The sequence below is a fragment of the Kitasatospora sp. NEAU-CNBT7 genome (assembly GCF_057220535.1).
In genome coordinates this window covers 78,250-103,535 of sequence record NZ_JBXQQB010000014.1, presented here as the reverse complement: position 1 = coordinate 103,535, position 25,286 = coordinate 78,250, and the positions used below count along the sequence as shown (strand labels likewise).

Annotated in this window: 21 protein-coding genes and 3 tRNA genes; 2 read left to right on the top strand and 22 right to left on the bottom strand. The window is 74.5% G+C overall.

Translation table 11 applies throughout. The features are described 5' to 3' along the window. Window positions 1–217 precede the first annotated feature (217 nt). Together AC2TEW_RS19795 and AC2TEW_RS19790 are read right to left on the bottom strand one after the other, a co-directional pair. Window positions 218–1,507 carry an NsdA family TPR-like regulatory protein gene (locus AC2TEW_RS19795; RefSeq protein WP_484624669.1) on the bottom strand — a complete coding sequence of 430 codons (1,290 nt, stop codon included), beginning with the start codon at window positions 1,505–1,507 and terminating at the stop codon, window positions 218–220. A gap of 170 nt (window positions 1,508–1,677) precedes the next feature. Further along, window positions 1,678–1,750: transfer RNA gene (locus AC2TEW_RS19790), tRNA-Ala, on the bottom strand. A 308-nt stretch (window positions 1,751–2,058) separates the two neighbouring features. Between AC2TEW_RS19790 and AC2TEW_RS19785 the strand changes: the two genes are divergently transcribed. Next, the gene (locus tag AC2TEW_RS19785) at window positions 2,059–3,000 is read left to right on the top strand and encodes a helix-turn-helix transcriptional regulator (protein WP_484624668.1); all 942 of its coding nucleotides are present in this window, start codon (window positions 2,059–2,061) and stop codon (window positions 2,998–3,000) included. Between the two features lie 71 nt (window positions 3,001–3,071). On the opposite strand, the gene AC2TEW_RS19780 is transcribed toward AC2TEW_RS19785, so the two are convergent. From AC2TEW_RS19780 to AC2TEW_RS19745, 8 genes are all read right to left on the bottom strand, one after another. Continuing rightward, window positions 3,072–3,144: transfer RNA gene (locus AC2TEW_RS19780), tRNA-Ala, on the bottom strand. Between the two features lie 36 nt (window positions 3,145–3,180). Further along, window positions 3,181–3,253: transfer RNA gene (locus tag AC2TEW_RS19775), tRNA-Ala, on the bottom strand. 107 nt (window positions 3,254–3,360) lie between these two features. After that, on the bottom strand, window positions 3,361–4,008 hold the full coding sequence (locus AC2TEW_RS19770; protein ID WP_033820979.1) for a histidine phosphatase family protein: 648 nt from the start codon (window positions 4,006–4,008) through the stop codon (window positions 3,361–3,363). Next, complete coding sequence (gene rsfS, locus AC2TEW_RS19765) at window positions 4,005–4,451, bottom strand: ribosome silencing factor (RefSeq protein ID WP_484624667.1); 447 nt, start codon at window positions 4,449–4,451, stop codon at window positions 4,005–4,007. Before rsfS ends, AC2TEW_RS19770 begins: the two co-directional genes overlap by 4 nt. Window positions 4,452–4,561: 110 nt before the next feature. Next, complete coding sequence (locus AC2TEW_RS19760; RefSeq protein WP_484624666.1) at window positions 4,562–6,457, bottom strand: LytR C-terminal domain-containing protein; 1,896 nt, start codon at window positions 6,455–6,457, stop codon at window positions 4,562–4,564. Between the two features lie 16 nt (window positions 6,458–6,473). Continuing rightward, window positions 6,474–7,100 (bottom strand): nicotinate-nucleotide adenylyltransferase, encoded by a 627-nt coding sequence (gene nadD, locus AC2TEW_RS19755; RefSeq protein ID WP_484624665.1) that lies wholly within the window; start codon window positions 7,098–7,100, stop codon window positions 6,474–6,476. Window positions 7,101–7,198: 98 nt separating this feature from the next. Further along, on the bottom strand, window positions 7,199–7,354 hold the full coding sequence (locus AC2TEW_RS19750) for a hypothetical protein (protein WP_199520276.1): 156 nt from the start codon (window positions 7,352–7,354) through the stop codon (window positions 7,199–7,201). 186 nt (window positions 7,355–7,540) lie between these two features. After that, window positions 7,541–7,687, bottom strand: coding sequence for a hypothetical protein (locus AC2TEW_RS19745; RefSeq protein WP_199520277.1), 147 nt, complete (start codon window positions 7,685–7,687; stop codon window positions 7,541–7,543). A gap of 282 nt (window positions 7,688–7,969) precedes the next feature. On the opposite strand from AC2TEW_RS19745, the gene AC2TEW_RS19740 reads away from it, so the two are divergent. Next, the gene (locus AC2TEW_RS19740; protein ID WP_484624664.1) at window positions 7,970–9,055 is read left to right on the top strand and encodes a M48 family metallopeptidase; all 1,086 of its coding nucleotides are present in this window, start codon (window positions 7,970–7,972) and stop codon (window positions 9,053–9,055) included. Window positions 9,056–9,136: 81 nt separating this feature from the next. On the opposite strand, the gene AC2TEW_RS19735 is transcribed toward AC2TEW_RS19740, so the two are convergent. The 12 genes from AC2TEW_RS19735 to AC2TEW_RS19680 all read right to left on the bottom strand — a co-directional run bounded on the left by AC2TEW_RS19735 (window position 9,137) and on the right by AC2TEW_RS19680 (window position 25,272). Then, window positions 9,137–10,192: an SCO2583 family membrane protein gene (locus tag AC2TEW_RS19735; protein WP_484624663.1), complete on the bottom strand. Its 1,056-nt coding sequence runs from the start codon at window positions 10,190–10,192 to the stop codon at window positions 9,137–9,139. A 148-nt stretch (window positions 10,193–10,340) separates the two neighbouring features. Then, window positions 10,341–10,925 (bottom strand): SCO2584 family spore wall biosynthesis protein, encoded by a 585-nt coding sequence (locus AC2TEW_RS19730; RefSeq protein WP_484624662.1) that lies wholly within the window; start codon window positions 10,923–10,925, stop codon window positions 10,341–10,343. Between the two features lie 147 nt (window positions 10,926–11,072). After that, the gene (locus AC2TEW_RS19725; protein ID WP_484624661.1) at window positions 11,073–12,383 is read right to left on the bottom strand and encodes a glutamate-5-semialdehyde dehydrogenase; all 1,311 of its coding nucleotides are present in this window, start codon (window positions 12,381–12,383) and stop codon (window positions 11,073–11,075) included. Window positions 12,384–12,469: 86 nt separating this feature from the next. Then, complete coding sequence (locus tag AC2TEW_RS19720) at window positions 12,470–12,973, bottom strand: DUF8830 family protein (RefSeq protein ID WP_484624660.1); 504 nt, start codon at window positions 12,971–12,973, stop codon at window positions 12,470–12,472. A 78-nt stretch (window positions 12,974–13,051) separates the two neighbouring features. Further along, the gene (gene proB, locus AC2TEW_RS19715) at window positions 13,052–14,188 is read right to left on the bottom strand and encodes a glutamate 5-kinase (RefSeq protein ID WP_484624659.1); all 1,137 of its coding nucleotides are present in this window, start codon (window positions 14,186–14,188) and stop codon (window positions 13,052–13,054) included. Between the two features lie 126 nt (window positions 14,189–14,314). After that, complete coding sequence (gene obgE, locus AC2TEW_RS19710; RefSeq protein WP_484624658.1) at window positions 14,315–15,790, bottom strand: GTPase ObgE; 1,476 nt, start codon at window positions 15,788–15,790, stop codon at window positions 14,315–14,317. Between the two features lie 111 nt (window positions 15,791–15,901). Beyond that, on the bottom strand, window positions 15,902–16,159 hold the full coding sequence (gene rpmA, locus AC2TEW_RS19705) for a 50S ribosomal protein L27 (RefSeq protein WP_033818964.1): 258 nt from the start codon (window positions 16,157–16,159) through the stop codon (window positions 15,902–15,904). Window positions 16,160–16,171: 12 nt separating this feature from the next. Further along, entirely contained in the window at window positions 16,172–16,489 is a 318-nt protein-coding gene (gene rplU, locus AC2TEW_RS19700) for a 50S ribosomal protein L21 (RefSeq protein WP_350640756.1), read from the bottom strand. A gap of 231 nt (window positions 16,490–16,720) precedes the next feature. Beyond that, window positions 16,721–20,263: an Rne/Rng family ribonuclease gene (locus tag AC2TEW_RS19695; protein ID WP_484624657.1), complete on the bottom strand. Its 3,543-nt coding sequence runs from the start codon at window positions 20,261–20,263 to the stop codon at window positions 16,721–16,723. Window positions 20,264–20,716: 453 nt separating this feature from the next. Then, window positions 20,717–21,481, bottom strand: a complete 765-nt coding sequence (locus AC2TEW_RS19690; protein WP_484624656.1) for a TIGR03936 family radical SAM-associated protein — start codon at window positions 21,479–21,481, stop codon at window positions 20,717–20,719. Window positions 21,482–21,636: 155 nt separating this feature from the next. Then, on the bottom strand, window positions 21,637–23,199 hold the full coding sequence (locus tag AC2TEW_RS19685; RefSeq protein WP_484624655.1) for a hypothetical protein: 1,563 nt from the start codon (window positions 23,197–23,199) through the stop codon (window positions 21,637–21,639). A 147-nt stretch (window positions 23,200–23,346) separates the two neighbouring features. Continuing rightward, on the bottom strand, window positions 23,347–25,272 hold the full coding sequence (locus AC2TEW_RS19680; RefSeq protein ID WP_484624654.1) for a TIGR03960 family B12-binding radical SAM protein: 1,926 nt from the start codon (window positions 25,270–25,272) through the stop codon (window positions 23,347–23,349). Window positions 25,273–25,286 lie beyond the last annotated feature (14 nt).

The window sequence follows — 25,286 nt, the reverse complement described above, 5'->3', positions numbered from 1 at the left end:
AAACAAAAAGGCCCCTCGCAGGAGGGGTCGCCACGCCGACTCCGGCCCCCGCCCGGGGGCGTCGGCCGGTCCTGGTCAGCGCGGCCGGCTAAGGAGCAGGCGCACGGTTCGCATGGGGTCAGGGTACCGCAAGGGCGGCCGCCCGCCGGGCCGATGTCCGGCCCGTGGAGCCCCGGCCGCCCGCGCCCGCTCCTGCGCGCGCCCCGCGGCGCGGCGGCTACCCGGCGCGCACCGCCGCGTCGAACTCCCGCAGCGCCCGCGCCACCCGCCCGGACTGCATGCCGGCCGCCAGCAGCCGGGCCTCGTCCGCGATCCGGTCGGCCTCCTCCTGCTCCCCGGTGCGCCGGTAGGAGTCGGCCAGCCGGACCATCAGCAGCGCCCTGGCCCTGGCCCGCTCCGGCGAGAGCGCGTCGACGGCGGAGGTGAGCAGCCGGCGGGCCGGTTCGTGCTCGCCCAGGAACAGGTAGCCCTCGCCCACCATGCCCTCCAGGTCGGCGTGTTCCTGGCCGTGGTCCGGTTCGCCGTCGAGGACCTGGAACGCCCGCTCGGCGACCGCCTCCGCGCTGATCTGCTCGCCCTTCTTGCCGTGCGCCCGGGCGATCCGGCCGAGCTGCAGGGCCCGCTCACGGGGGGTCAGCACCTCGTCGGCGGCGCGCAGTGCGGTGGAGAGCATGGCGACCGGGTCCAGTCCGCGCCCGCCGGAGTTGTAGGTGGCCTGCACGGCGAGGCAGCCGACCACGCTGACCCCGAGCCGCGGGTCCCCGGAGACGTGCGCGGCGCGCAGCGCCGCCACGAAGGCCCGCTGGGCGGCGGCGTCGTTGCCCATGTCGTAGCTGGCCCAGCCGACCAGCCTGGCCAGCCGCCCGGCCGCGCCGTACAGCTCCCGGCCGAGGCCCTCGCCGTAGCGGCCGAGCTCCAGCAGCTTGCCGACCATCGCCAGCTCCGCCCGGGCCGGGCCGAGGATCAGGCCGCCGCCGTAGGCGCGCTCCAGGCGCTGCTTGCTGTCGTACGAGAGCCGCAGGTCCGCCAGTTGCTCGGGGGCGATCCGCAGGGCGCCCTCGCCGCCGGTGACCTCGGGCGGCGGGGAGGCCCAGTGCCGGGCCGCCTGCTCCAGCTCGTCGCCGCGGAACAGGTCGGTGAGCCTCACCGGCGCCGCGTCGGCGCCCGCCTCGCGCAGCGCGGTCTGCGCGGTGTCCGCCGTCCACGGGTCGGTCAGCAGCCGGGGCGAGAGCACCTTGGCGCCGCGGCTGCCGCCCATCTGGCCCCAGAGCTGCTCGTACGTGACGGCGATGCCGACGGTGCGGCTGAGCACCTCGCAGACGGTCTGGTCGTGCGGCGAGCGCGGCACCATGCCCCGGTCCCGCCACTTGTACGGCGCGGTGGAGCTGATCGCGAGGCCGGGCGGCAGCATGGCGCTCACCTCGCGGGCGAGCCGCTCGGGGCTCCAGCCCAGCTGGTGGAGTATCCGGGCCAGCTCTTCGTTCCGTTTGCGCGCCAGGTCGGCCATGGCACGACCGTATCCGGCGCACCGCGCGCGCCGGTAGGGCCCCCACCACGCCCTGCCGGAGCCCGGGGGACGCCGGACGGTGCCCTGACGGGCCGGCAGCGGGGAGCGGGGCCGGTCGACGGAACGTCAGAAGGGCCGCCCTCCCGCAGGAGACGGCCCTTCTGTGACTGTGGAGCTATGGAGAATCGAACTCCAGACCTCCTGCATGCCATGCAGGCGCTCTACCAACTGAGCTATAGCCCCTCGTTACCGCTGTCCCCGGCGTTTCCCCCGGCGACATCGCCAACAATACACGGTCCCGGGGGTGCCTCCCTAATCGCTTTCCGACCCTCCCGCACCCCTCTGATCAGCGCCCCGAGGGTCCGCCCGCACCGCGGCAACCGCACGCGACGGTGGCGGCGGGGGCGGCGGGGACGTGGAGGGCACCGGGGGCGGCCCTGAAGGATCGTCAGGACGGGCCTGCGGGGCTGCCGTGACCGGTGGTGGCGGCCGGCCGGGCGGGCTGCCGCAAGCGCCTCTCGCGCCGCGGCGCGGCGGGAGAGCATGGGTGGATGACGATGACGTCGGACCACCTCACGGCCGGGACCGGGCCGCCGCCGCGCCGGGAGCAGCGACGGGGCGAGCTCGCCACCTTCCTCAGGGCCCGCCGGGCCAGGATCCAGCCCGAGGACGCCGGCCTGCCGGCCGGGCAGCGCCGCCGGACCCCGGGGCTGCGCCGGGAGGAGCTGGCGCAGCTCGCGGGGGTGGGGATCACCTGGTACACGCGGCTGGAACAGGGCAGGCCGGTCGACGCCGCCGAACGGGCGCTGGACGCGGTGGCCCGGACGCTGCGGCTGGACCGGGTCGAGCGCGAGCACCTGTTCCGGCTGGCCGGGGTGGAGCCCGCCGGGCCGGCCGGGCCTCGGCCGGCGGTGCCGGACCCGGCGGTGGCCCTCATCCTCGCCCAGCTCGACCCGCTGCCCGCGGCGGTCGGCAACAGCCGCCACGACCTGCTGCTCACCAACCGCTCGTACGACCTGTTGTTCCCCCGCACGGTCACGCCCGTGACCCCGGACGGCCGGCGCAACAGCATCTGGTGCGCGTTCACCGCGCCCGCGTGCTGCACGCCGTTCGTACGGCCCGACGAGGAGCTGTCCCGCATGGTGGCGGCCCTGCGCACCGCGTACGGGCGGCACGTCGGCGAACCGGCCTGGGAGGGCTTCCTCGGGGCGCTGGCGGGCGCCAGCGCCCGGTTCCGCACCCGGTGGGAGCGCCGGGACTCCGCGCCGCCCCACGACGGGCCGACGCTCCTGCGGCACCCCGGGATCGGCGAGGTACGGCTGCGGGCGGCCCGGCTCGGGGCGCCGGCCGGGCCGGAGTGCCGGCTGACCGTCTACACCCCGCAGACGCCCGGCGACCGGGCGCTGCTGGAACGGCTGCACCTGCACCCGCCCGCGGCACCGGCCGGGCACGCGCGGGGACCCGCGCACGTCCACCCGCCCGCGGCGGGGTGAGCGCGGGAGCACCGGCCGCGGGTACGACGAAGGCCGCCACCCGGATCGGGTGACGGCCTTCGGCTCCGCTGTGGAGCTATGGAGAATCGAACTCCAGACCTCCTGCATGCCATGCAGGCGCTCTACCAACTGAGCTATAGCCCCGCGACGTGTGCGCCCTTGCGGACCACCGGTGCGGAGTGGAGCTATGGAGAATCGAACTCCAGACCTCCTGCATGCCATGCAGGCGCTCTACCAACTGAGCTATAGCCCCGCGTTCCCGCGATTCCCGCTTCCCTTTCGGTCTGCGTTCCTCGCCTGCGAACGAGGAAGACTCTAGCTGGTCAGAGCCGGAACTGCGAAATCGCCCCTGGTTCACCCTCAGGTCTCGTCGCCGATGACCGGTTGCGGGAGGGTGCCCGCGTTGTGCTCCAGCAGCCGCCAGCCGCGTGCGCCCTGTCCGAGCACCGACCAGCAGCAGTTGGAGAGGCCGCCGAAACGCTCCCAGTGCACCGGGTCGAGGTCGAGCAGCCGCCCGAGCATGGTGCGGATGGTGCCGCCGTGGCTGACCACCACCAGCGTGCCGTCCTGCGGCAGCTTCTCGACCGCGGCCAGCACCACCGGCACCGCGCGGTCGGCGACCTCGGTGGCCAGTTCGCCGCCCCCGCGGCGGACCGGCTCCCCCTGCGCCCACGCCTCGAACTGCTCCGGGTAGCGGGCCCGGATCTCGGCGTTGGTCAGCCCCTGCCACTCGCCCGCGTAGGTCTCCCGCAGGCCCTCGTGGTGGTCCACCCCGAGCCCGGTGACCTGGGCCAGCTCGGCGGCGGTGTGCCGGGCGCGCTGGAGGTCGGAGGAGATCAGCAGGTCGGGCTGGAGGCCCGCCAGCAGCCGGGCGGACCGCCGGGCCTGCTCGACGCCCTGCTCGGTCAGCGGGATGTCGGTGCTGCCCTGGAACCGGGACTCCAGGTTCCAGGAGGTCTGGCCGTGCCGCCAGAAGACGATGCGCGGCCCCCGCGCGGCGCGGCTCAGCTCTCGTCCTCGGAGCCGGCGGACACGGCGTTGCCCGCGGCGTCGGTGACGGCGTTCTCCGGGCGGTTGCGGGTGGCCACCGCGTCGGCCGGCAGCGGCACCTCGGGGCAGTCCTTCCAGAGCCGGTCGAGGGAGTAGAACGAGCGCTCCTCGGAGTGCTGGACGTGCACCACGATGTCCAGGTAGTCCAGCAGGATCCAGCGGCCCTCGCGCTCGCCCTCGCGGCGGACGGGCTTGATGTCGAGCTGCTCGCGCAGCTGGTCCTCGATCTCCTCGGCGATCGAGCGGACCTGGCGGTCGTTGCCCGCCGACGCGATCAGGAACGCATCGGTGATCGACAGCACCTCGCTCACGTCGAAGGCGATGATGTCGTGCGCCAGCTTGTCCGCGGCCGCCTGGGCGGCGACGTTCAGGAGCTGCTGGCTGTGGTCTGTGACGGTCACGGTGTACTTCCCGCTCGATGGCATTAACGCCTTCCAGGATCTCACGAACGGGCCGGGGCCCGGATCGCACGGATCCGGGCCCCGGTCGGGCACCGCGACGGCGGCGGCCGCTACGCCTTGGGCGCCTGGTAGTCCTTGCCGAGGACCACCACCAGGTCGGCGTTCTGCGGGTCGGTGACCTTCTTCACCACCGTCTCCGGCAGGCCGAGCGCACCCGCCAGGGCCTTGGCGTCCGAGGCCTTCGCGTCGTCGGTGTAGCGGATCTCGCTGGCCGCCTGGGCGGCGGCCTTGGCGGTGCTGGGCACCAGCTCCAGGCCGGCGTTGGTCACCTGGACACCGGCGGCGGTGGCGTTCTGGTCGTTGCCCGAGGCGTTCACCACCGACACCCGCGAGGTGCCGCCGGTGCTGGTCACGGCCCCGGCCTTCACCGTTCCGCCGAGGATCTCCTTCACCTGCTGGCCGGCCGTCGCCTCGTCCAGGGTGCCGTCCGGCTTCGTCTTCAGGGTGCTGCTGGACAGGTGCCCGTCCTTGGCCTGCCCGGCCAGCAGCGCCAGCACCCCGCCGAGCTTCTTCTCCGGCAGGGACGGGTCCAGCACCGCGTTCATCCGGTGCACGTCGTCGGTGGACTCCGCCAGGTCGGTGGGCATGGTGCGCAGCACCGCCTCCATCACCTTGCCGAAGCGGGCGAGCTGGGCGTCCCGGCCCTCGGTCGGCGCCTGGTAGGTGGCGTACGCGACCGAGGCCTTCCCGCTCAGCATCACGCCCTTGCCGGCGGCCGCCAGCACCCGGCCGTCCGGCTTGTTGCCGTCGCGCACCTCGACGTCGGTGTCCACCGCCACCCCGCCCAGCTGGGCGACCAGCAGCTCGAGGTACGGGGTGTCCAGCCGCCAGGTGCCGGCCACCGGGGCGCCGAGCACGGTGCTCAGGCCCTCCCGGGTGGCGGAGGCACCGATGGTGTCCAGGGACTGGCCGACCGTGGTGACGCCGCTGTCGCCGGTGCCGGGCAGCTTGAGGGTGTCCGGCAGCATCAGCACCGAACCCTTGTGGCCGGCCGCGTCGTTCACCAGCAGCGCGGTGGAGACCTTCCCCTGCAGGTCGCGCAGGTGCACCACGGTGACCTGCCGGTCGCCCGCGACCGCGGCCGCGTCGCTCCCGCCGAACCGGCCGTCCCACCACAGGTAGCCGAACACGCCGCCGGCCAGCACCGCGAGCACCACCAGCACGCCGACCAGCCGGTTGCGCAGCCGGCGGCGCCGCTCGGCCCGGACCTCGCTGCGCGACTCGGCGAACTTCAGCCAGTCGATGACGTCCTCGGACTCCTCCGCCTGCTCGTCCACGAAGGTGAACTCGCCGGTGGCGTAGTTGTCCTTGCTGTCCCGGCCGTCCTTGCCGTCCTGGGGCGGCCGCGCGTTCCGGCGTCCGCCGACCTGCTCGGACGGCTGCTCGGGCGCGGCCGGGGCGGCGGGCGCCGCCGGGCGCGGCCGCGGCGGCGCCTGCTGCGGCACCTGCTGCGGCACCTGCTGGGCCGGGGGCGCCGCCTGCGCGGCCTGCTGCGGCGCGGCCGCGGCGTACGGGTCCTGGGCGTACGCCTGCGGCTGGGCCTGCTGCTGGGTCTGCTGGTGGGCCTGGCGCTGCCCGTACTGCGGGTAGCCGCTCTCCTGCCGGTAGGCCTCCGGCTGGTACGGCTGCTGCTGGTGCTGGCCCTGCGGGTAGTGGCCCTGCTGGTACCGGTCCTGGCCGTACCCCTGCGGCTGGGCGTGCTGCTGCCCGTACTGCGGGTAGCCCTGGTCGGGCTCGGGCCGGTAGGTCTGCGGCTGCTCGTAGTACCCCTGCTGGTACTGCTCCTGGGCGTACCCCTGCCCCTGGTAGGGCTGCTCCCGGTACGCCTGCTCCTGGTACCCCTGGTCCTGGTAGTGGTCCTGGTACGGCTGCTGCTGGTAGGGCTGCTGCTGGTGCGGGTACCAGGCCTCGTCGTCCTGGCCGCCTCGGTTCGCGGATCCGGTCACGCCGCCCCTCCCGGGTTCATGGCTGGGCCGGCGCGTAGAGCGCCCGCTTGTCGATGTAACGGACCACGCCGTCCGGCACCAGGTACCAGACCGGTTCGCCCTTGGCGACCCGCAGGCGGCAGTCGGTGGAGGAGATGGCCAGCGCGGGCACCTCGACCAGGGAGACCCCGCCGACCGGCAGTCCGGCGTCGGAGAGAGTGTGCCCCGGGCGGGTGCAGCCGATGAAGTGGGCGAGCTCGAAGAGTTCCTCGGAGTCCCGCCAGGAGAGGATCTGCGCGAGGGCGTCGGCGCCGGTGATGAAGAACAGCTCGGCGTCGGGGTGGAGCGCCCGCAGGTCGCGCAGGGTGTCCACGGTGTAGGTCGGTCCGGTGCGGTCGAGGTCGATCCGGCTGACCGAGAACTGCGGGTTCTCCGCGGTGGCGATGACCGTCATCAGGTAGCGGTCCTCGGCGGCGGAGACCGTCCGGTCGCACTTCTGCCACGGCTGCCCGGTCGGCACGAAGATCACCTCGTCGAGGTGGAACGCGCTCGCGACCTCGCTGGCGGCGACCAGGTGGCCGTGGTGGATGGGGTCGAAGGTGCCGCCCATCACGCCGAGTCGCCTCTTCGCCGCGCGCTCCGCGGTCCCGGCCTGCTCTCTCATGGCGCCACACCTTACGCGACCCGGATGACCACCGGGACAGCCCGCGTCCGCACCCGGCCCGCGGGGCCCCGGACCGGGGCCCCGGGCGGCCGCCCGGATCAGCGGTCGCGGTTGAAGCGGGTGGTCACGAAGAGCAGGAGCAGCAGGATGAACAGCGCGGACCCGCCGGTCAGGTACGGGTTGAGGCTGTCGTGGTTGCCCCCCTCGGACTCGGCGGCGAGCTGGGTGAGGGCGGACAGTGCGGCGTGGCTCATGGTCGGCAGGACCTTCTCGGCTCGGTGACGGACCAGGGGTGCGGGCCGGGTCGGCCTGCGGGCTCATCGTACGGGGGCCGTCACCGCAACCGCTCGGCGGCCCACCGCGTCCACCCCGTGGAGCGGGTGTGCTGGCGGACCGTCGGCCCGACGGGCCGTCAGTGCGGACCGGGCGGCCCGCACGGTTCAGTTGTCGCGGCCGGCCCGGACCAGCAGCCAGGCCAGCAGGCCGACGCCGACGAAGGACGCCACCACGATGATCCGCAGGAACAGGCCCGGGCCGTTCTCGGTCGAGATCGGGCCGGCCAGGTGGGCCAGGGTGGCAGGGGACATCGTCGGGCTCCTCGGGCTTGCTGCGGGCTGCTGCCCGGCCGCCCGGTCGGGTCACCGGGGCCGGCCCTGCCAGGGTAGACGGGTTTACGGCGGCCCGGCGCCGGGGCCCCGTACCGGGCTCGACGCGCCACCACCGGGCTCCGGACTCCCGCGCCGCACCGGCCGGGCGTAGCGTGTCGGGCCGGGGACGAGTACACGCCCACGGGCGTTGAAGCCAGTTGGAGCCAACAGCAGCGGGGGCCGGGGAGCCGGTGCCGGCATCGACCAGGAGGTACTCAGAGCATGTCCGATCTCACCAAGGAGACCGCGCCGAGCCGGCGCCGCCAGCGCTTCCCGGAGATCTCCACCCGGGCCTGGGAGCACCCGGCGGACCGTTCGGCCCTGGTCGCCCTGCGCCGGCTGAGCGGCTTCGACGACGTCCTGAAGAAGCTCGCCGGGCTGGTCTCCGAGCGCAGCGTCCGGCTGATGTTCCTGGCGACCGCCGTGAAGGCCTCCGAGCGGCAGTTCCCCGAGCTGTACGACATGGTCCGCGACGCCGCGTACGTGCTGGACCTGGAGCAGGTCCCGGACCTGTACGTGACCCAGGACCCGGCGGTCAACGCGATGTGCATCGGGATGGACACCCCGATCATCGTGCTGACCAGCGGGCTGGTCGACCTGCTCGACGAGGAGGAGCTGCGCGCCGTGGTCGGCCACGAGGTCGGGCACGCGATGTCCGGCCACGCCGTCTACCGGACGATGCTGCTGATCCTCACCAACATCGCGGCCCGGATCGCCTGGCTGCCGCTGGGCAACCTGGCGATCACCGCGGTCATCACCGCGCTCAAGGAGTGGTTCCGCAAGGCCGAGCTGTCCTGCGACCGGGCCGGGCTGCTGGCCGGGCAGGACCTGCAGGCCTCGATGCGCGGCCTGATGAAGCTGGCGGGCGGCCACAACCTGGCCGAGATGAACGTCGACGCGTTCCTGGAGCAGGCCGAGGAGTACGACCGGGCCGGCGACCTGCGCGACGGCGTGCTCAAGCTGCTGCAGGTGCTGCCGCAGACCCACCCGTTCGCGGTGGTCCGGGTGGCCAAGCTGAAGAAGTGGGCGGAGAGCGAGGAGTACCGCTCGATCCTGGCCGGCGCCTACCCGCGCCGCGGCGACGACCCGAACACCTCGGTCGGTGCGCAGTGGAAGGCCGCGGCCGACTCCTACTCGCAGTCGGTCAAGGACAGCAAGGACCCGCTGATGGGCCTGCTGCGCGACGTCGCCGGCGGGGTCGGCACGGTCGGCGGCAAGCTCCGCGACACCTTCGCCGGTGCCCGGGGCGCCGCCGGCGGCCCGGCCGGGGACGGCCGCCAGGGGGACGGCGCCGACAACGCCGGCTGACCACCACCGCGTCACCGCCACCGCACCGCGGGCCCGGGAGCCGCTGCTCCCGGGCCCGTTCGCGTCGTCGTGCCGCCGGGGTCAGCCCGTGGGCGGCCCGAGCACCCCGCACACCTGCCACGCCGGGTGGGTGTGGTCGGCCGGGCTGACCGGTGCCGGGGCGGTGCCCGCCGCACCCGCCGGCAGCGGCTGCAGATAGCCCGCCGTGAACGCGCCGCAGGAGGTCGGCCCGGCCTGCACCACCGCGTCGACCAGCCGCAGCCGGGCCACCGCGACATCGCCGTGGTCGAACTCGAAGCGCAGCTCCCGCCGGACCGTGAACAGGGCGGCGGGCGCCTGCGCGGTACCGGCCGGCCGCAGCGCGTACACGAAGGTGTGGTCGGCGGCCACCTCCAGCGTCCCGCTGTCCGCCTCGGTCACCACCATCGAACCGGCGGCCTTCACGGTCTGCGACGCCAGCGCCACCTGGCCCGGGTCGAACCGCACCAGCCAGCCGGTCGCGGCGTGGCGGCGGTCGTCCCGCGGCGCCTTGACGCTGTCGTCGTACTGGGTCAGCTCCCCGGCCGTCACCAGCGTCCTGGCCTGCGCCGTGTCCGACTGCACCAGCGTCGCCGGGGAGAGCGCGGAGGCCACCAGGTAGCGCTGCACGGTGTCCAGCGCCCGGGCCACCTCGGTACGGGTGAAGTGCGCGGTCGCGGAGGCGGCCGGCACCCCGAGTCCGGCGGCCCCGTCGGCGTACCCGCCCGGCAGGCCGGCGAACGGGTCGGCCTGGTCGGCGACGGCCGGGACCGCGCCCGGCGGGCTGAGCGCCACCATGGTCGAGGAGAGCTGGCTGCCGCTCGGCACCACACCGGCCCGGTGCGGGGAACTCACGCCGAAGTACACCGCGGCGGCGAACGCCAGCACCACGACGAGCAGCAGCGCGACCGCCTGCCGGGGCAGCGAACCCATCGGGCCGAAGCCGATCCGGGGCCGGGTCGCCCGCGGATGGTCAGGTCCCAGCCGCTCCTGGGCGGACAGCTCCTGGATCCGGGCAGCGCGGACGAACGATTCGTCGAAGACCACGGATCGGAACTCGTCCTCGTTGCCGGAACCGCCCTCGGGGGTACCCTCGGGAGGCTCGCGCGGGTCACCCATACCACCAGGGTAGACGCGGGCCCCGCGCGGTACGAGAGGCCGTGCAGAACTTCCGGCCGCACCGGTGACGCCCCGCCCCACGCGTCCACGGCCGGGCCGACCGACGGGTCGGACGGGACCGGGCAGGTCGGACAGGACCGCCGTACGGTCAGCCCGAGCGCACCACGGCCACCGCCGGGGCCGGCGTCGGGTCGACCGCGGCGCCCGGGCTGCTGCTACCGCTCTCCGGCCGCACCGGGGACCCGCCCGTACCGCCGCCGGTGCCCCGGTAGATCGCGGCCACCGCCACCGCCACCACCCCGACGCCCATCACCACCGCCAGCACCCAGGCCACCGGCCGGTGCCAGCGCTGCTGCGCGACGTCCCGGCCGCGGTGGGCGGCCGAGGGGTGCGGCCGGACCGGCCGGCCCCAGCGCGAACGCCGCCGGGAGCGGTCCAGCCCGGACCACGGATCCGGGTACAGCCGGTCGTCGTCGAGACCCCGCGGGTGCGGGCGCAGCTCCAGCGGCAGCCCCTCCCCCGAGGTCGTCAACTCGTAGCCCCGGCCGGTGCCGACCGCGTCCGGCTCGAACCGCGCCTCGGCGGCGGCCAGCTGCCGCTCCAGCGCGCTCGGCTCGTGGACCGCGGCGGACCGGACGAACGCCTCGTCGAAGACCACGGTGGCGAACTCGTCGTCCGCACCACCGTGATCGGCGCCGTCGGGGTACGGCGAACCCCCCACATCGTCAGCCACGGACTCAGCGTATTACCGGGCGGCCCGTTTGTCCGGGTCTCCGGCCAGTTGCTCCGTCACAAGGATGTCCCGACCGGCCGGTTCCCCCGCCCGCCGGACCCGGCCGCCGGGCGGGGGGAGAGGAGGCGGGGTCCCGGGAGCCGCGCTTCAGGAGCCGGAGCCGACCGTCCGGGTCGCCTCGCCCCGGACGTGGCCGTCGCCGGTCACGATGTACTTGGTCGAGGTCAGCTCCGGCAGGCCCATCGGACCGCGGGCGTGCAGCTTCTGGGTGGAGATGCCGATCTCCGCGCCGAAGCCGAACTCGGCGCCGTCGGTGAACCGGGTCGAGGCGTTGACGGCCACCGTGGTGGCGTCCACCAGCTGGGTGAAGCGGCGGGCCGCCGCCTGCGAGGTGGTCACGATCGCCTCGGTGTGGCCCGAGGACCAGCGGCGGATGTGCGCGACCGCGGCGTCCAGCGACGGCACCACGGCGGCGGCCAGGTCCAGCGACAGGTACTCCGCCTCCCAGTCCTCGTCGGTGGCGGGCACCACGGTCGCCGCCGACCCCTCGGCGGCCTTGAGCACCGCCTCGTCGCCGTGCACGGTGACCCCGGCCCCGGCCAGCGCGGCGAGCGCAAGCGGCAGGAACTCGTCCGCGACGTCGGCGTGCACCAGCAGCGTCTCCGCGGAGTTGCAGACGCTGACCCGCTGCGCCTTGGAGTTCAGCAGGATGCCGACCGCCATCGCCAGGTCGGTGTCGGCGTCCACGTAGACGTGGCAGTTGCCGGTGCCGGTCTCGATCACCGGCACGGTGGAACCCTCCACCACCGCCTTGATCAGCGCGGCGCCGCCGCGCGGGATCAGCACGTCCACCAGCCCGCGGGCGCGCATCAGCTCCTGCACCGAGTCCCGGCTCTCGCCGGGCACCAGCTGGACCGCGTCGGCGGGCAGGCCCGCGGCGCCGATCGCGTCCCGGACGACGGCGACCAGCGCGGTGTTGGACCGGTACGCGGAGGCGGAGCCGCGCAGCAGGACGGCGTTGCCGGACTTCAGGCACAGCGCGGCGGCGTCCACCGTGACGTTGGGCCGGGCCTCGTAGATGATGCCCACCACGCCGAGCGGGACCCGCACCTGGCGCACGTCCAGGCCGTTGGGCAGGGTGTAGCCGCGCACCACCTCGCCGACCGGGTCGGGCAGCGCGGCGACGTCCCGCACGTCGGCGGCGATGGCGGCGATCCGCTCCTCGGTCAGGGTGAGCCGGTCGATCACCGACTCCGCGGTGCCGGCCTCCCGGGCGCGGGCGACGTCCTCGGCGTTGGCCGCGGTGATCTCGGCGCTGCGGGCGGTCAGGGCGTCCGCGACCGCCCGCAGCGCGGCGTCCTTGACGCGGCGCGGCAGCGGGGCGAGCTCGGCGGCCGCCTCCCGGGCACGGCGCGCGGCGGCGAGGACGGGGCTGTCGGTGGTGGCGTGGTCGCTCATGCCGAAAGGGTAGCGACTGCGCCGCCCGGACCCGCGATCCGTCCTGTCCGGTGAGACGGCCGCCCGGCCCGCCACCGGCCCCGGGCTCAGTACGGGTGCACGCCGCCCAGGTGCGGCGGCGGATCGCCGAAGCCCTCGGCGACCCGCTTGTGGTACGTCGGGCGGTCGACCACCTCGAGGCCGACGATCTCCCACGGCGGCAGGTTGGCGGAGCCCTTGTGCTCCCCCCACAGCCGCAGGGCTATCGCCGCCGCGTCGTGCAGGTCGCGGGCCTCCTCCCAGTAGCGGATCTCCGCGTGGTCGGTGGCGTAGCGGGCCGTCAGGAAGAACGAGTGGTCGTACGCGAGCCGCTCCAGCGCCGCCCGCAGCTCACCGAGCGGGGTGGCCCGGCCGGCCACGCTGAGCACCACGTGCCACAGCCGGCCCTGCTCCGGCTGCGGCTGCTCGTCCTCCTCGCGCGGGCGCAACTCCCGGACGGCCTCGCGCGGTTGCAGCTGCGGCGCCTGGTCCGCGCGGCGGCCGCCCTCGATGCTGGTCAGTCTCCGCTGCGCCGTCTCTCCGGGCAGTGCTCCCTGGAGCCTGCGTCCCACCGGCGGCCTCCTGTTCGGCGACGACACTGTCCGGACCCGGCCGGGCCCGCCTGACCCACTCCCCCTCGGGGCCTTCCGTCAGCCGCGCAGGACGACCAGGTCGTCACGGTGGACGACCTCGCGCTCGTACTCGGCTCCGAGCTCCTGGGCCAGTTCTCGGGTGGACCGGCCGAGCAGACGGGGCAACTCCCTCGCATCAAAGTTGACCAGTCCGCGGCCGACGATGTGGCCGTTTTCACCAAGAAGGTCCACCGGATCACCCGCGGTGAAGTCCCCGTCCACCCGGGTCACCCCGGCGGGCAGCAGCGACTTCCCTCCGTGCACCACCGCCTCCACCGCACCGGCGTCCAGGTGCAGCGCACCGCGCGGGGTCGAGGCGTGCTCCAGCCACAGCAGCCGGTCCGCGGAGCGGCTGCCGGTGCGCCGGAACAGGGTGCCGGTGGGGCGGCCCGCCAGGGCGTCGGCGGCGTGGCTGGCGGCGGTCAGCACCACCGGGATGCCCGCGCCGGTGGCGATCCGGGCGGCCTCGATCTTCGTCACCATGCCGCCGGTGCCGACGCCGGCCTTGCCCGCGCTGCCGATCTCGATGCCGTCCAGGTCCTGCGGACCGCGCACCAGCTCGATCCGGCTGGTGCCGGGCCGGCTCGGGTCGCCGTCGTACAGGCCGTCCACGTCGGAGAGCAGCACCAGCAGGTCGGCCCGGACCAGGTGGGCGACCAGGGCGGCCAGCCGGTCGTTGTCGCCGAACTTGATTTCGGCGGTGGCGACAGTGTCGTTCTCGTTGACGACCGGCATCGCGCCCATCGCCAGCAGCTGGTCCAGGGTCCGGTAGGCGTTGCGGTAGTGCGCGCGCCGGCTGGCGTCCTCGGCGGTCAGCAGCACCTGGCCGACCCGGACCCCGTAGCGGGCGAAGGATGCCGTGTACCGGGCCACCAGCAGCCCCTGGCCGACGCTGGCGGCGGCCTGCTGCCGGGCCAGGTCACTGGGGCGCCGGTCCAGGCCGAGCGGGGCCAGGCCCGCCGCGATGGCGCCGGAGGAGACCAGCACCACGTCCGGCGCGTCCGGGCGGGTGCGGACCTTGGCGAGCGCGTCGACCAGCGCGTCCACCCGGTCGGCGTCCAGGCCACCGGCCGCCGTGGTGAGGGAGGAGGAGCCGACCTTGACGACGATCCGCCGTGCGGCCAGGACCTCCTGCCGCAGTGTCCGATCCGTCATCAGTGCCCTCCGGTCGTAAAGATCGAGCCCGCCGCTCGGACCGCAATCTACGCGATCCGGGCGACGGGCCCGTACGGCATTTCACCCCTCAGGACGAGGCGGCCACCGCCCCGGCCCGGCCCGGGGTCAGTAGTCCTCGTCGTCGCCCTCGAGGGCCTGCCGGCCGGAGGAGAGCGCCTCGTAGGCGAGGTACTCCGACTCGGCGGCGTCGCGGCCCTTCTGCTTCTCGCGGCGGCGGTCGACGGCCGGGCGCTGGGTCTCGAAGCGGTGGTCCTCGCCGCGGCGGCCGAGCATCTCCGCACCGGCGGCCATGGTCGGCTCCCAGTCGAACACCACGGCGTTGTCCTCGGGGCCGATGATGACGGTGTCGCCCTCCTGGGCGCCGACCTTCCACAGCTGGTCCTCGACGCCGAGCCGGGCCAGCCGGTCCGCGAGGTAGCCGACCGCCTCGTCGTTGGAGAAGTCGGTCTGGCGCACCCAGCGCTCGGGCTTGGTGCCGCGGATCCGGTAGGCGCCGTCCTCCTCGGTGATGGTGAAGCCCGCGTCGTCGACCGCGGCGGGCCGCAGCACGATCCGGGTGGACTCCTGCACCGGCTTGGCGGCCCGCGCCTCGGCGACGATCTGCGCCAGCGCGTAGTTGAGCTCCCGCAGGCCCTTGTGGGCGAGCGCGGAGACCTCGAAGACGCGGTAGCCGCGCTCCTCCAGGGAGGCCCGGGTGAGGTCGGCGATGTCCTGGCCGTCCGGGACGTCGGTCTTGTTCAGCGCGACCAGCCGCGGCCGGTCCTCCAGCCCGCCGTACGCGGCGAGTTCGGCCTCGATGGTCTCCAGGTCGGTCAGCGGGTCGCGGCCGGGCTCCAGGGTGGCGCAGTCCAGTACGTGGACCAGCACCTCGCACCGCTCGACGTGCCGCAGGAACTCCAGGCCCAGGCCGCGGCCCTGGCTGGCGCCGGGGATCAGGCCGGGGACGTCGGCGATGGTGTAGACCGTGTCGCCGGCGGTGACCACGCCGAGGTTGGGGATCAGGGTGGTGAACGGGTAGTCCGCGATCTTCGGCTTGGCGGCCGAGAGGACCGAGATCAGCGAGGACTTGCCCGCGCTCGGGTAGCCGACCAGGGCGACGTCGGCGACGGACTTGAGCTCCATCACGATGTCGCCGGCCTCGCCGGGCTCGCCGAGCAGCGCGAAGCCGGGGGCCTTGCGGCGGGCCGAGGCCAGCGCGGAGTTGCCGAGGCCGCCGCGGCCGCCGGCGGCGGCGACGTAGCTGGTGCCGTGGCCGACCAGGTCGGCGAGCACGTTGCCCTTCTTGTCGAGGACCACGGTGCCGTCCGGGACGGGCAGGACCAGGTCCTGGCCGTCCGCGCCGGTCCGGTGGCCGCCCGCGCCGGGCTTGCCGTTGGTGGCCTTGCGCTTGGGCGAGTGGTGGTACTCGAGCAGGGTGGTGACCTGCGAGTCCACGGTGAGGATGACGCTGCCGCCCTCACCCCCGTTGCCGCCGTCGGGACCGCCGAGCGGCTTGAACTTCTCCCGGTGCACGGAGGCGCAGCCGTGGCCCCCGTTACCCGCGGCGACGTACAGCTCGACGCGGTCCACGAAGGTGGTCATGGGATGTGCCTCCAGTGCGAAGAAATGGGGTCCTGCGGTAAAGCATGAAGGGTGGACCGGGTCATTCCCGGCCCACCCTTCACTGTGAGTCCTGACCCAGGGTCAGCAGACTCAGGCCTCGACGGCCACGATGTTGACGACGCGGCGGCCACGACGGTTGCCGAACTGGACCGCACCGGCGGTCAGCGCGAACAGGGTGTCGTCGCCACCGCGGCCGACGCCGGCACCCGGGTGGAAGTGGGTGCCGCGCTGGCGGACGATGATCTCGCCGGCGCTGACGACCTGGCCGCCGAAGCGCTTGACGCCGAGGCGCTGGGCGTTCGAGTCACGGCCGTTACGGGTAGAGCTTGCGCCCTTCTTGTGTGCCATCTCGCTATCCCCTTACTTGCTGACGGAGTCGATGCTGGTGATCCGCACAGCGGTGTGCTGCTGACGGTGACCCTGGCGGCGGCGGTAGCCGGTCTTGTTCTTGTAGCGCAGGATGACGATCTTCTCACCCTTGGTCTGGTCCACGACCTCGGCGTGAGCCTTCACGCCGGCGAGCACCCACGGGTCGGAGGTGACAGCTTCACCGTCGACGATGAGGATGGTCGAGAGCTCGACCGAGTCACCCGGCTTGGCCTCAATACGGTCAATCTCCAGCACGTCGCCGACGGCGACCTTGTGCTGGCGGCCGCCTGCGCGAACGATCGCGTACATGCGGTACCCACTTTCTGTACTCGGTCGGAACTCGCCGATGCCAGCCACCTGGGTACGGACACAGGGGCCTCCCCCGGAACCAGCAGGGCTGGACCGGGAGGTGATCTGCTCGGGAGCACGGCGTCAAACACGCCAAGGGTCAAGAATACGGACCGACCGCCCTACGGGCAAACCGGACCCTACCCGGCGACGGCCGGGCCCCGCGGACGGGACCCGGCCATCACCCGGGGCTTACTCGGACGCCGTATCACCTTCGGCGGCCGCGGCCTTCTTGGCCGCCGCGCTGGTCCGCTTGGTCGCGGTCTTGCGGGCGGTGGTCTTCTTGGCCGCGGTGGTCTTCTTCGCAGCCGTGGTCTTCTTCGCGGCGGCCTTGCGGGGCGCCCGCTTCTTCGGAGCCGGGGCCTCCTCGGCCTGCTCCTCCGCAGCCTGCTCCTCGGCGGCCTCGGCGGCCGGGGCCTCGGCCTCGACGGCCTCCACCTCGACGACCTCGGCGACCGGCGCCTCGACGGCCGGCTCCTCGGCCGGGGCCGCCGGCTCCGGCTGCGCCTGGGCCGCGGCCGTCAGCGCGGCCTCGACCACGGCGTCGGCCCGCGCCTGCAGCACCACGATCTCGGCGCCGCCCGGCGCGCCGGCCGGAGCCGTCGCCTTGCGGACCGCGCGGCGGCGGGTGCGGCCGGCCGCCGGCGCGGCGGCCGGGATCTCCACCAGGCTCGGCCGGTCGACGGGCTCCGCCGCCTCGGCCGGCGCGGCCGGCTCCTCGGCGACCGGCTCCGGCTGCGCGGCGGGCTCCCGCTCGACCAGCTCGAAGGTCTCCTCGGCCTCGGCCTCGGACTCGAACGGCGCCTCGGACTCGGTGCCGGCGGCCTCCAGGCCCTCCGGCTCGCCCTGGCCCGCGCCGCCCTTGCCGCGGCGGCGGCGCTTGCTGCCGCCCGCGGCGGCGCTCTCGCCGGCCGCCGCGGTGTGACCGCCACCGCCGTGGGTGTGCGGCTGGTCCATGTGGACGATGACGCCGCGCCCGTTGCAGTGCACGCAGGACTCGGAGAAGGACTCCAGCAGGCCCTGGCCGACCCGCTTGCGGGTCATCTGGACCAGGCCCAGCGAGGTGACCTCGGCCACCTGGTGCTTGGTCCGGTCCCGGCCCAGGCACTCCAGCAGGCGCCGCAGCACCAGGTCGCGGTTGGACTCCAGCACCATGTCGATGAAGTCGATCACGATGATGCCGCCGAGGTCGCGCAGCCGCAGCTGACGGACGATCTCCTCGGCCGCCTCGATGTTGTTGCGGGTGACGGTCTCCTCGAGGTTCCCGCCCTGGCCGACGAACTTGCCGGTGTTGACGTCGACCACGACCATCGCCTCGGTCCGGTCGATCACCAGCGAACCGCCGCTGGGCAGCCAGACCTTGCGGTCCAGCGCCTTCATCAGCTGCTCGTCGATCCGGTACGTGGCGAACACGTCGACGTCCGAGGTCCAGCGCTGCAGCCGGTCCGCGAGGTCGGGGGCCACGCCGCCGACGTACTCGTGGATGGTGCTCCACGCCTCGGCGCCGCTGACGATGACCTTGCTGAAGTCCTCGTTGAAGATGTCGCGGACGACCCGGACGGTCATGTCCGGCTCGCCGTACAGCAGCGCCGGGGCGTTGCCGGTGGCGGCCTTCTTCTGGATCTCCTCCCACTGCGCCTGCAGGCGCTGCACGTCGCGGGTGAGCTCGTCCTCGCTGGCGCCCTCGGCGGCGGTGCGCACGATGACGCCCGCGTCGTCCGGGACGATCTTCTTGAGGATCTGCTTCAGGCGGGCGCGCTCGTTCTCCGGGAGCTTGCGGCTGATGCCGGTCATCGAGCCCTCGGGCACGTAGACCAGGTAGCGGCCGGGCAGCGAGATCTGGCTGGTCAGCCGGGCGCCCTTGTGGCCGATCGGGTCCTTGGAGACCTGCACCAGCACGGACTGGCCGGACTTGAGCACCGACTCGATCCGGCGCGGGCCGCCGTGGCCCAGCGCACCGAAGTTGACCTCACCGGCGTACAGCACCGCGTTGCGGCCCTTGCCGATGTCGACGAAGGCGGCCTCCATCGACGGCAGCACGTTCTGGACCTTGCCCAGGTAGACGTTGCCGACGTAGCTGGTGGCCTGCTCCTTGTTGACGTAGTGCTCGACGAGCACGCCGTCCTCCAGGACGCCGATCTGGGTGCGCTGGCCGTTCTGGCGGACCACCATCACCCGCTCGACCGACTCCCGGCGGGCCAGGAACTCCGCCTCGGTGATGATCGGCACCCGGCGGCGGCCCAGCTCGCGGCCCTCACGGCGGCGCTGCTTCTTCGCCTCCAGACGGGTGGAGCCCTTGATGGACTGCACCTCGTCCGGGTCGAAGGCCGGCTCGGTGGAGCGGCGGCGCGGCTCGCGCACCTTCACCACGGTCCGGACGCCGTCCTCGGTGGTCTCGGCGGCCACCTCGACACCGCTCTCGCCACTGCGGCGACGGCGGCGACGGCGACGGCGCGAGGAGGACAGGCCGGCCGCGAGGTCGTCGTCGTCCTCGTCGTCCTCGTCCGCCGCGGCGGCAGCGGCCGGCTGCTCGTCCGCGGTGTCCGCGGTCACCGTCTCGGTGTCGTTCTCGTTCTCGGTCTCGTCGCTCTCACCGCGGCGGCGACGGCGGCCGCCACGACGGCGGCGGCGGGACGGACGACCGTCCTCGTCCCACTCCGCCTCGGTGTCCGGGCCGGTCGCGGGCGCCTCGGCGGGCGCCTCGACGGCGGCCGGCTCCGGCTGCTGCGCACGGACCTCCTGGCGGGCCTCCTGGCGCGGCTCGGCCTGCGGCCGGCCCTCCGGGCGGACCCGCACCGAGGTGCGGACCCGGCGACGGCGGCCGACACCGCTGTACTCGAACTCGTCGTCGCCCTCGGCGGCCGGCGCGGACGCGGCCTTCGCCGGCTGCGCGGACGCGGTGGCGGGCTGGGCGGCGGCCGGCGCGGCCGGCTGGGCGGGCGCGGCCACGAACGGGGCGGGCTCCTGGAAGACCGGCGCCTGGAAGATCGCGGTGGACGGGCGCACGGCGCGGCGGCGGACCCGCTGCGGCGGCTCCGCCTCGGCGGGCGCGGCGGCCGGCGCGGGGGCCTCGGCCTGCGCGGCGGCCTGCTCCTCGGCCTCCTCCTCGGTCTCCTCGGCCGGCTCCTCGACGGGAGCGGCGGGCTCGACGACCGCGGCCGGCGGGGCCTGCTCGGCCGCCACGGGGGCGGACTCGACGACCCGGCGACGGCGCGGACGGCGGGCCGGGGCCTCCTCGGCCACCGGCTCGGCGGCGGGCTCCGGCGCGGCCTCGGCAGCCGGCTCGGCGGCGGCCTCGGCGGCCGGCGTCTGGACCGGCGCCTCGGCGCGCTTGCGGGTACGGCGGGCCCGGACGGGCTTCTCCGGCGCGGCCTCGGCCTCGGCGGCGGGCGCGTCGGCGACCGGCGCCTCGACCGCGGGGGTCTCGGTGGCGGCGGCCTCGGCGGCCTCCGGCGCGCCGGCCGGGGCCTCGACGCGCTTACGGGTACGGCGGGCCCGGACCGGCTTCTCCGGCGCGGCCTCGGCGGCGGGCGCCTCGGGCTCGGCGGGAGTCTCGGCGCCGGGGGCGTCGGCGGGGACGACCGTCTCGGCGGTGTCGGCGGCGGCCCCCTGCGGCGCACCGGCCGGGCGGGAGACCGCCCGGCGGCGACGGCGCGGCGGAGCGGCCGCGGCGGAGCCGTCGGCGTCGTGGTCGGCCGGTTCCGCAGCGGACTGCGGGTCGGTGTTCTCGAGCATGCGGGTGGATCTCCCGTCAGGCCCCCGGGCTCCGCATCCGAGCACGGCGGGGCACCGGGGTTCCGGTCGGTCGCGATGCTCGCGGACCGACTCCCACGGTGCCGCCGTGCGGACGCGAGGCCGCACAGGGGCTCGTAGTCTCGCTCGGCGCCCCGCACGGTGCGGGGTGTCGAAAGTCTTCTGGTCTGGGCCAGTCTTCTCAGTTGTCCGGGCCACTCCGGAGCCGGCCTGGTTGGCTGCCAGGCGGGCCCTCCGGCCCGGTTGCGGGCCGGAGGAAGGATCCTCGGGCCGGCCGACCATCCGGGTCGGCCGGCCGCAAGGGCTGGCCTTCATGTGCGACGGCGCTCGCTCCCCTGGGGAGCCGCGGGGCCCGGGGAGCCGCAGGACCGGAGTTGCTCCGGACCGGGGCTCCCGCCCGCCCGGCGGACGCGGATGCGCGCAGCCAGGAGGCCGCTACTGGCCGTCCGTGGCCGCTGCGCGGTCGAGCGCCAGCGGGTCGGTCACCGTGCCGGACTCCTCGTCGAGCGGCCCCTGCGCCAGCCTGGTCACCTCAGCGGGGACCGGCGGCGCCAGGTCGGCCGTCGCACGGAGACCGGACAAAACGTCGTCGGGTCGTACGGCGGGTGTGGCGTGTCGTACTACCAGCCGCAGTATCGCACAGGGACCGGTGGTCCGAACATCACCGGTACCGTCCGTACCGGTGTCGTTACCATTCCCCGTCTGCGGCGGAACAACCTCCAGGCCGGCGACGGCACCACGGGCGTCGAAGACCCGCATGCCGTTCTTGGTCTGGCGCTGGACCTCGACGGCCTCGGCCGCGAGGAAGGCGGAGACCGCACGGCCGGCCTCCTCGTGCGCCACGCCGTCCAGGCGCAGCTGCCACACCGAGGCCTCCAGACGCTCCACGAAGTGCGGGGTGCGCACCTCGACCGCGTCGATCACGTCCAGGCCGGGCGGGAGCGACTCGTCGAGCTGCGCGCGCAGCTGCTCCGGGTCGCGGAACTCGGCCAGGCCGATCTCCAGGTACTCGGCCTCGCTCGCGACCCCGGTCGGGGCGGCGTTGGCGTACGAGACCTTGGGGTGCGGGGTGAAGCCCGCGGAGTACGCCATGGGGACGGCCGAGCGGCGCAGCGCGCGCTCAAAGGCGCGTTGGAAGTCCCGGTGGCTGGTGAATCGCAGACGGCCGCGCTTGGTGTAGCGCAGACGGATGCGCTGCACCGTCGGAGCGGGCGGCGGACCGTCGGGCGTGCGGCGTGCCAGGGTCGCTCAGTCCTTAGTCAGTTGGCCAGTCCGGCGCGCCACCGTGTCGGGGCATCGGCCGGACTTCTGTCAGGACAAGGGTACGCGGCCCGCGGGGCCCGCCGGCGCCCAGCTCACCCCAGCAGCGCCCGGCGCAGCTCCTGGCGGATCTCCCGGCTCGCCCGGCGGACCTCGGCGGCGGCCCGCCGCAGCTCCGCCTTGGCCGGCCACCACACCTCGCGCCGGGCCCAGCGGCACGGGCGCAGCACCAGGGCCCGCCAGGCCCGGCCGGCCAGCCGCCAGGCTCCCCGTACGGCCCGCCACAGCCCGCGCAGCAGCGGTCCGAGCAGCGTCCGCCAGAACCAGGCCAGCGGCAGGACCACCAGGTAACCGATGAGCGTGCCGACCGCCGCGCCGAGCAGTTCGGCCAGCCGCTCGATGCCCCGGGCGAGCCCGCGCAGCGCCTGCACCAGCGCCCGTCCGAGCGGTATCAGCAGGTGCCGCACCGTCCAACGGCAGGCCGCCGCGGCCGCCCGCGCCGCCGTCCGGACCGCGGCAGCACCCCCGCGGGCCAGCCACACCACAGCCCGCCCGAACGGCACCAACCCGTACTGGTACACCCCGACCGCCGGCACCACCAGCAACCACCGCACCGACCACCGCAGCCCAGCCACACCCCAACCCGCCACCCGCACCACAGCACGCCCCAGCGGCACCAACCCGTACCGGTACACCCCGACCGCCGGCACCACCAGCAACCACCGCACCGACCACCGCAGCCCAGCCACACCCCAACCCGCCACCCGCACCACAGCACGCCCCAGCGGCACCAACCCGTACCGGTACACCCCGACCACCGGCACCACCACCAGGCTGCGCAACAGCCGGCGCAGCGCCGCACCGACGGCGGCCGAGGCGGTCAGCAGCCCCCGGCCGAGCGGCCGCAGGACGTGCCGGCCCAGCAGGGTCAGCGGGGCGGCGACCAGGGCGGCGCCGAGCCACCGCAGCAGGCGCGCGGCGGCGACCGCGGGCAGCACCACGGCGTACCGCAGCAGCGCGCGGAAGGCCGTCAGCAGCCCACCGCCGAGCCACCTCGCGGCCCGCCGGGCCAGCCTCAGCACCGCCAGGAGGGCGCGGATCGGCGGCATCCCCGCGTACCGCCACAGCCACCGCAGGGCCTTGCCGGTGCCCGTCAGCGCCGCCGACAGCAGCCGGCCGAACGCACGAGCCACCACCGTGACTCCCGCCCCCACCGCCCTCGCCACCACACCGAGCAGCCGGCCCAGCGCACGGACCACCGCCGTGACGCCCGCCGCCACCGCCCTCGCCAGCTCACCGAGCAGCCGACCGAACGCACGGACCGCCGCCGCCACGCCCGCCGCCACCGCCCTCGCCAGCGCACCGAGCAGCCGGCCGAGCGGGCGGAGGCCGTGCCGGTACAGCCAGCCGCTCGGCCGGACCACCAGCCAGGTGGTCAGTCCGCGCAGCAGGCGGCCGAGCGGGACCAGCAGCCACCGGTACAGGGTCCGCGCCGGCCGGACCAGCAGCAGGTCGAGGGCGCCGAGGAGTACCCGGCGGGCCGCCCGTCCGGCCGCCACCAGCGCCTCCCAGGCGAACCGCACCGGCAGGACCACCACCAGCGCGACGGCCCGTGCCACCCAGGTCAGGCAGCCCGCGGGCTGCTGCTTCTCGTCCATCTGCTCCCCCGCCTGCGACCGTCCCGAGGCCGTGATCGTAGTGCAGGCCCTTCCGGGCCGGTGCCCGGCGGCGTCCGGGAACGGCGGAACCCGCCCCCGGCCTCGCGGGCCAGGGGCGGGTTCCGTCGAACGGCCGGTCGGGCGGCGCTACTTGACGACCGTCAGCGGCAGCAGCTTCTTGCCCGTGGGGCCGATCTGGATACTGGTGTCCATCTGGGGGCACACGCCGCAGTCGAAGCACGGGGTCCAGCGGCAGTCCTCGACCTCGACCTCCTCGAGGGCGTCCTGCCAGTCCTCCCAGAGCCAGTCCTTGTCGAGGCCGCTGTCCAGGTGGTCCCAGGGCAGCACCTCCTCGTAGGTGCGCTCACGGGTGGTGTACCAGGCGACGTCCACGCCGGTGCCGGCCAGGCCCTTGTCGGCGCAGGCGATCCAGCGGTCGTAGGAGAAGTGCTCGCGCCAGCCGTCGAACCGGCCGCCGTCGTCGTACACGGCGCGGATGACCGCGCCGATCCGGCGGTCGCCACGGGAGAGCAGGCCCTCGATGATGCCGGGCTTGCCGTCGTGGTAGCGGAAACCGATGTTCTTGCCGTACTTGCGGTCGCCGCGGATGGAGTCGCGCAGCTTGGCCAGCCGGGCGTCGGTGTCCTCGGCGCTCAGCTGCGGGGCCCACTGGAACGGGGTGTGCGGCTTGGGCACGAACCCGCCGATGGAGACGGTGCAGCGGATGTCGTTCTGGCCGGTGACCTCGCGGCCCTTCTGGATCACGTTCTTGGCCATCGTGCCGATCTGCAGCACGTCGTCGTCGGTCTCGGTGGGCAGGCCGCACATGAAGTACAGCTTCACCTGCCGCCAGCCGTTGCCGTACGCGGTGGCGACCGTGGTGATGAGGTCCTCCTCGGACACCATCTTGTTGATCACCTTGCGGATCCGCTCGCTGCCGCCCTCGGGGGCGAAGGTGAGCCCGGAGCGGCGGCCGTTGCGCGAGAGCTCGTTGGCGAGGTCGATGTTGAAGGCGTCGACCCGGGTGGAGGGCAGCGACAGGCCGACCTTGTCCTCGGCGTAGCGGTCGGCCAGGCCCTTGGCGATGTCACCGATCTCGGTGTGGTCCGCGGAGGACAGCGACAGCAGGCCGACCTCCTCGAAGCCGGTCGCCTTGAGCCCGCGCTCGACCATCTCGCCGATGCCGGTGATGCTTCGCTCCCGCACGGGGCGCGTGATCATGCCGGCCTGGCAGAAGCGGCAGCCGCGGGTGCAGCCGCGGAAGATCTCGACGGACATCCGCTCGTGCACCGTCTCGGCGAGCGGGACCAGCGGCTGCTTGGGGTAGGGCCACTCGTCGAGGTCCATCACGGTGTGCTTGGAGACCCGCCACGGCACGCCGGCCCGGTTGGGCACCACGCGGCCGATCCGGCCGTCCGGCAGGTACTCGACGTCGTAGAAGCGCGGGACGTAGACGGCACCGGTGCGGGCGAGCCGCAGCAGCACCTCGTCCCGGCCGCCGGGACGGCCCTCGGCCTTCCAGCCGCGGATGATCTCGGTCATGTCGAGCACGGCCTGCTCGCCGTCGCCGATCACCGCGCAGTCGATGAAGTCCGCGATCGGCTCGGGGTTGAACGCGGCGTGGCCGCCGGCCAGCACGATCGGGTCCTCGACCGTGCGGTCCTTGGACTCCATCGGGATGCCCGCGAGGTCGAGCGCGGTGAGCATGTTGGTGTAGCCGAGCTCGGTGGAGAACGACAGTCCGAAGACGTCGAAGGCCTTCACCGGGCGGTGCGCGTCGACCGTGAACTGCGGCACCGCGTGCTCGCGCATCAGCGCCTCGAGGTCCGGCCAGACGCTGTAGGTGCGCTCGGCGAGCACGCCCTCGCGCTCGTTGAGCACCTCGTAGAGGATCATGACGCCCTGGTTGGGCAGGCCGACCTCGTAGGCGTCGGGGTACATCAGGGCCCAGCGCACGTCACAGGCGTCCCAGTCCTTGACGGTCGAGTTCAGCTCGCCGCCGACGTACTGGATCGGCTTCTGGACGTGCGGGAGGAGGGCCTCCAAGCGTGGGAAGACCGACTCGACAGTCATGCGCAAGGACCTTT

Bases quoted from the DNA above. Each gene is read 5' to 3' on its own strand.
- AC2TEW_RS19685 (WP_484624655.1), bottom strand. From the start codon at position 23,199: ATGGACGAGAAGCAGCAGCCCGCGGGCTGCCTGACCTGGGTGGCACGG.
- proB (WP_484624659.1), bottom strand. From the start codon at position 14,188: ATGACGGATCGGACACTGCGGCAGGAGGTCCTGGCCGCACGGCGGATC.
- AC2TEW_RS19725 (WP_484624661.1), bottom strand. From the start codon at position 12,383: ATGAGCGACCACGCCACCACCGACAGCCCCGTCCTCGCCGCCGCGCGC.
- AC2TEW_RS19750 (WP_199520276.1), bottom strand. From the start codon at position 7,354: ATGAGCCACGCCGCACTGTCCGCCCTCACCCAGCTCGCCGCCGAGTCC.
- rpmA (WP_033818964.1), bottom strand. From the start codon at position 16,159: ATGGCACACAAGAAGGGCGCAAGCTCTACCCGTAACGGCCGTGACTCG.
- AC2TEW_RS19735 (WP_484624663.1), bottom strand. From the start codon at position 10,192: ATGGGTGACCCGCGCGAGCCTCCCGAGGGTACCCCCGAGGGCGGTTCC.
- AC2TEW_RS19745 (WP_199520277.1), bottom strand. From the start codon at position 7,687: ATGTCCCCTGCCACCCTGGCCCACCTGGCCGGCCCGATCTCGACCGAG.
- AC2TEW_RS19680 (WP_484624654.1), bottom strand. From the start codon at position 25,272: ATGACTGTCGAGTCGGTCTTCCCACGCTTGGAGGCCCTCCTCCCGCAC.
- obgE (WP_484624658.1), bottom strand. From the start codon at position 15,790: ATGACCACCTTCGTGGACCGCGTCGAGCTGTACGTCGCCGCGGGTAAC.
- nadD (WP_484624665.1), bottom strand. From the start codon at position 7,100: ATGAGAGAGCAGGCCGGGACCGCGGAGCGCGCGGCGAAGAGGCGACTC.
- AC2TEW_RS19695 (WP_484624657.1), bottom strand. From the start codon at position 20,263: ATGCTCGAGAACACCGACCCGCAGTCCGCTGCGGAACCGGCCGACCAC.
- AC2TEW_RS19740 (WP_484624664.1), top strand. From the start codon at position 7,970: ATGTCCGATCTCACCAAGGAGACCGCGCCGAGCCGGCGCCGCCAGCGC.
- AC2TEW_RS19785 (WP_484624668.1), top strand. From the start codon at position 2,059: ATGACGATGACGTCGGACCACCTCACGGCCGGGACCGGGCCGCCGCCG.
- rplU (WP_350640756.1), bottom strand. From the start codon at position 16,489: ATGTACGCGATCGTTCGCGCAGGCGGCCGCCAGCACAAGGTCGCCGTC.
- AC2TEW_RS19795 (WP_484624669.1), bottom strand. From the start codon at position 1,507: ATGGCCGACCTGGCGCGCAAACGGAACGAAGAGCTGGCCCGGATACTC.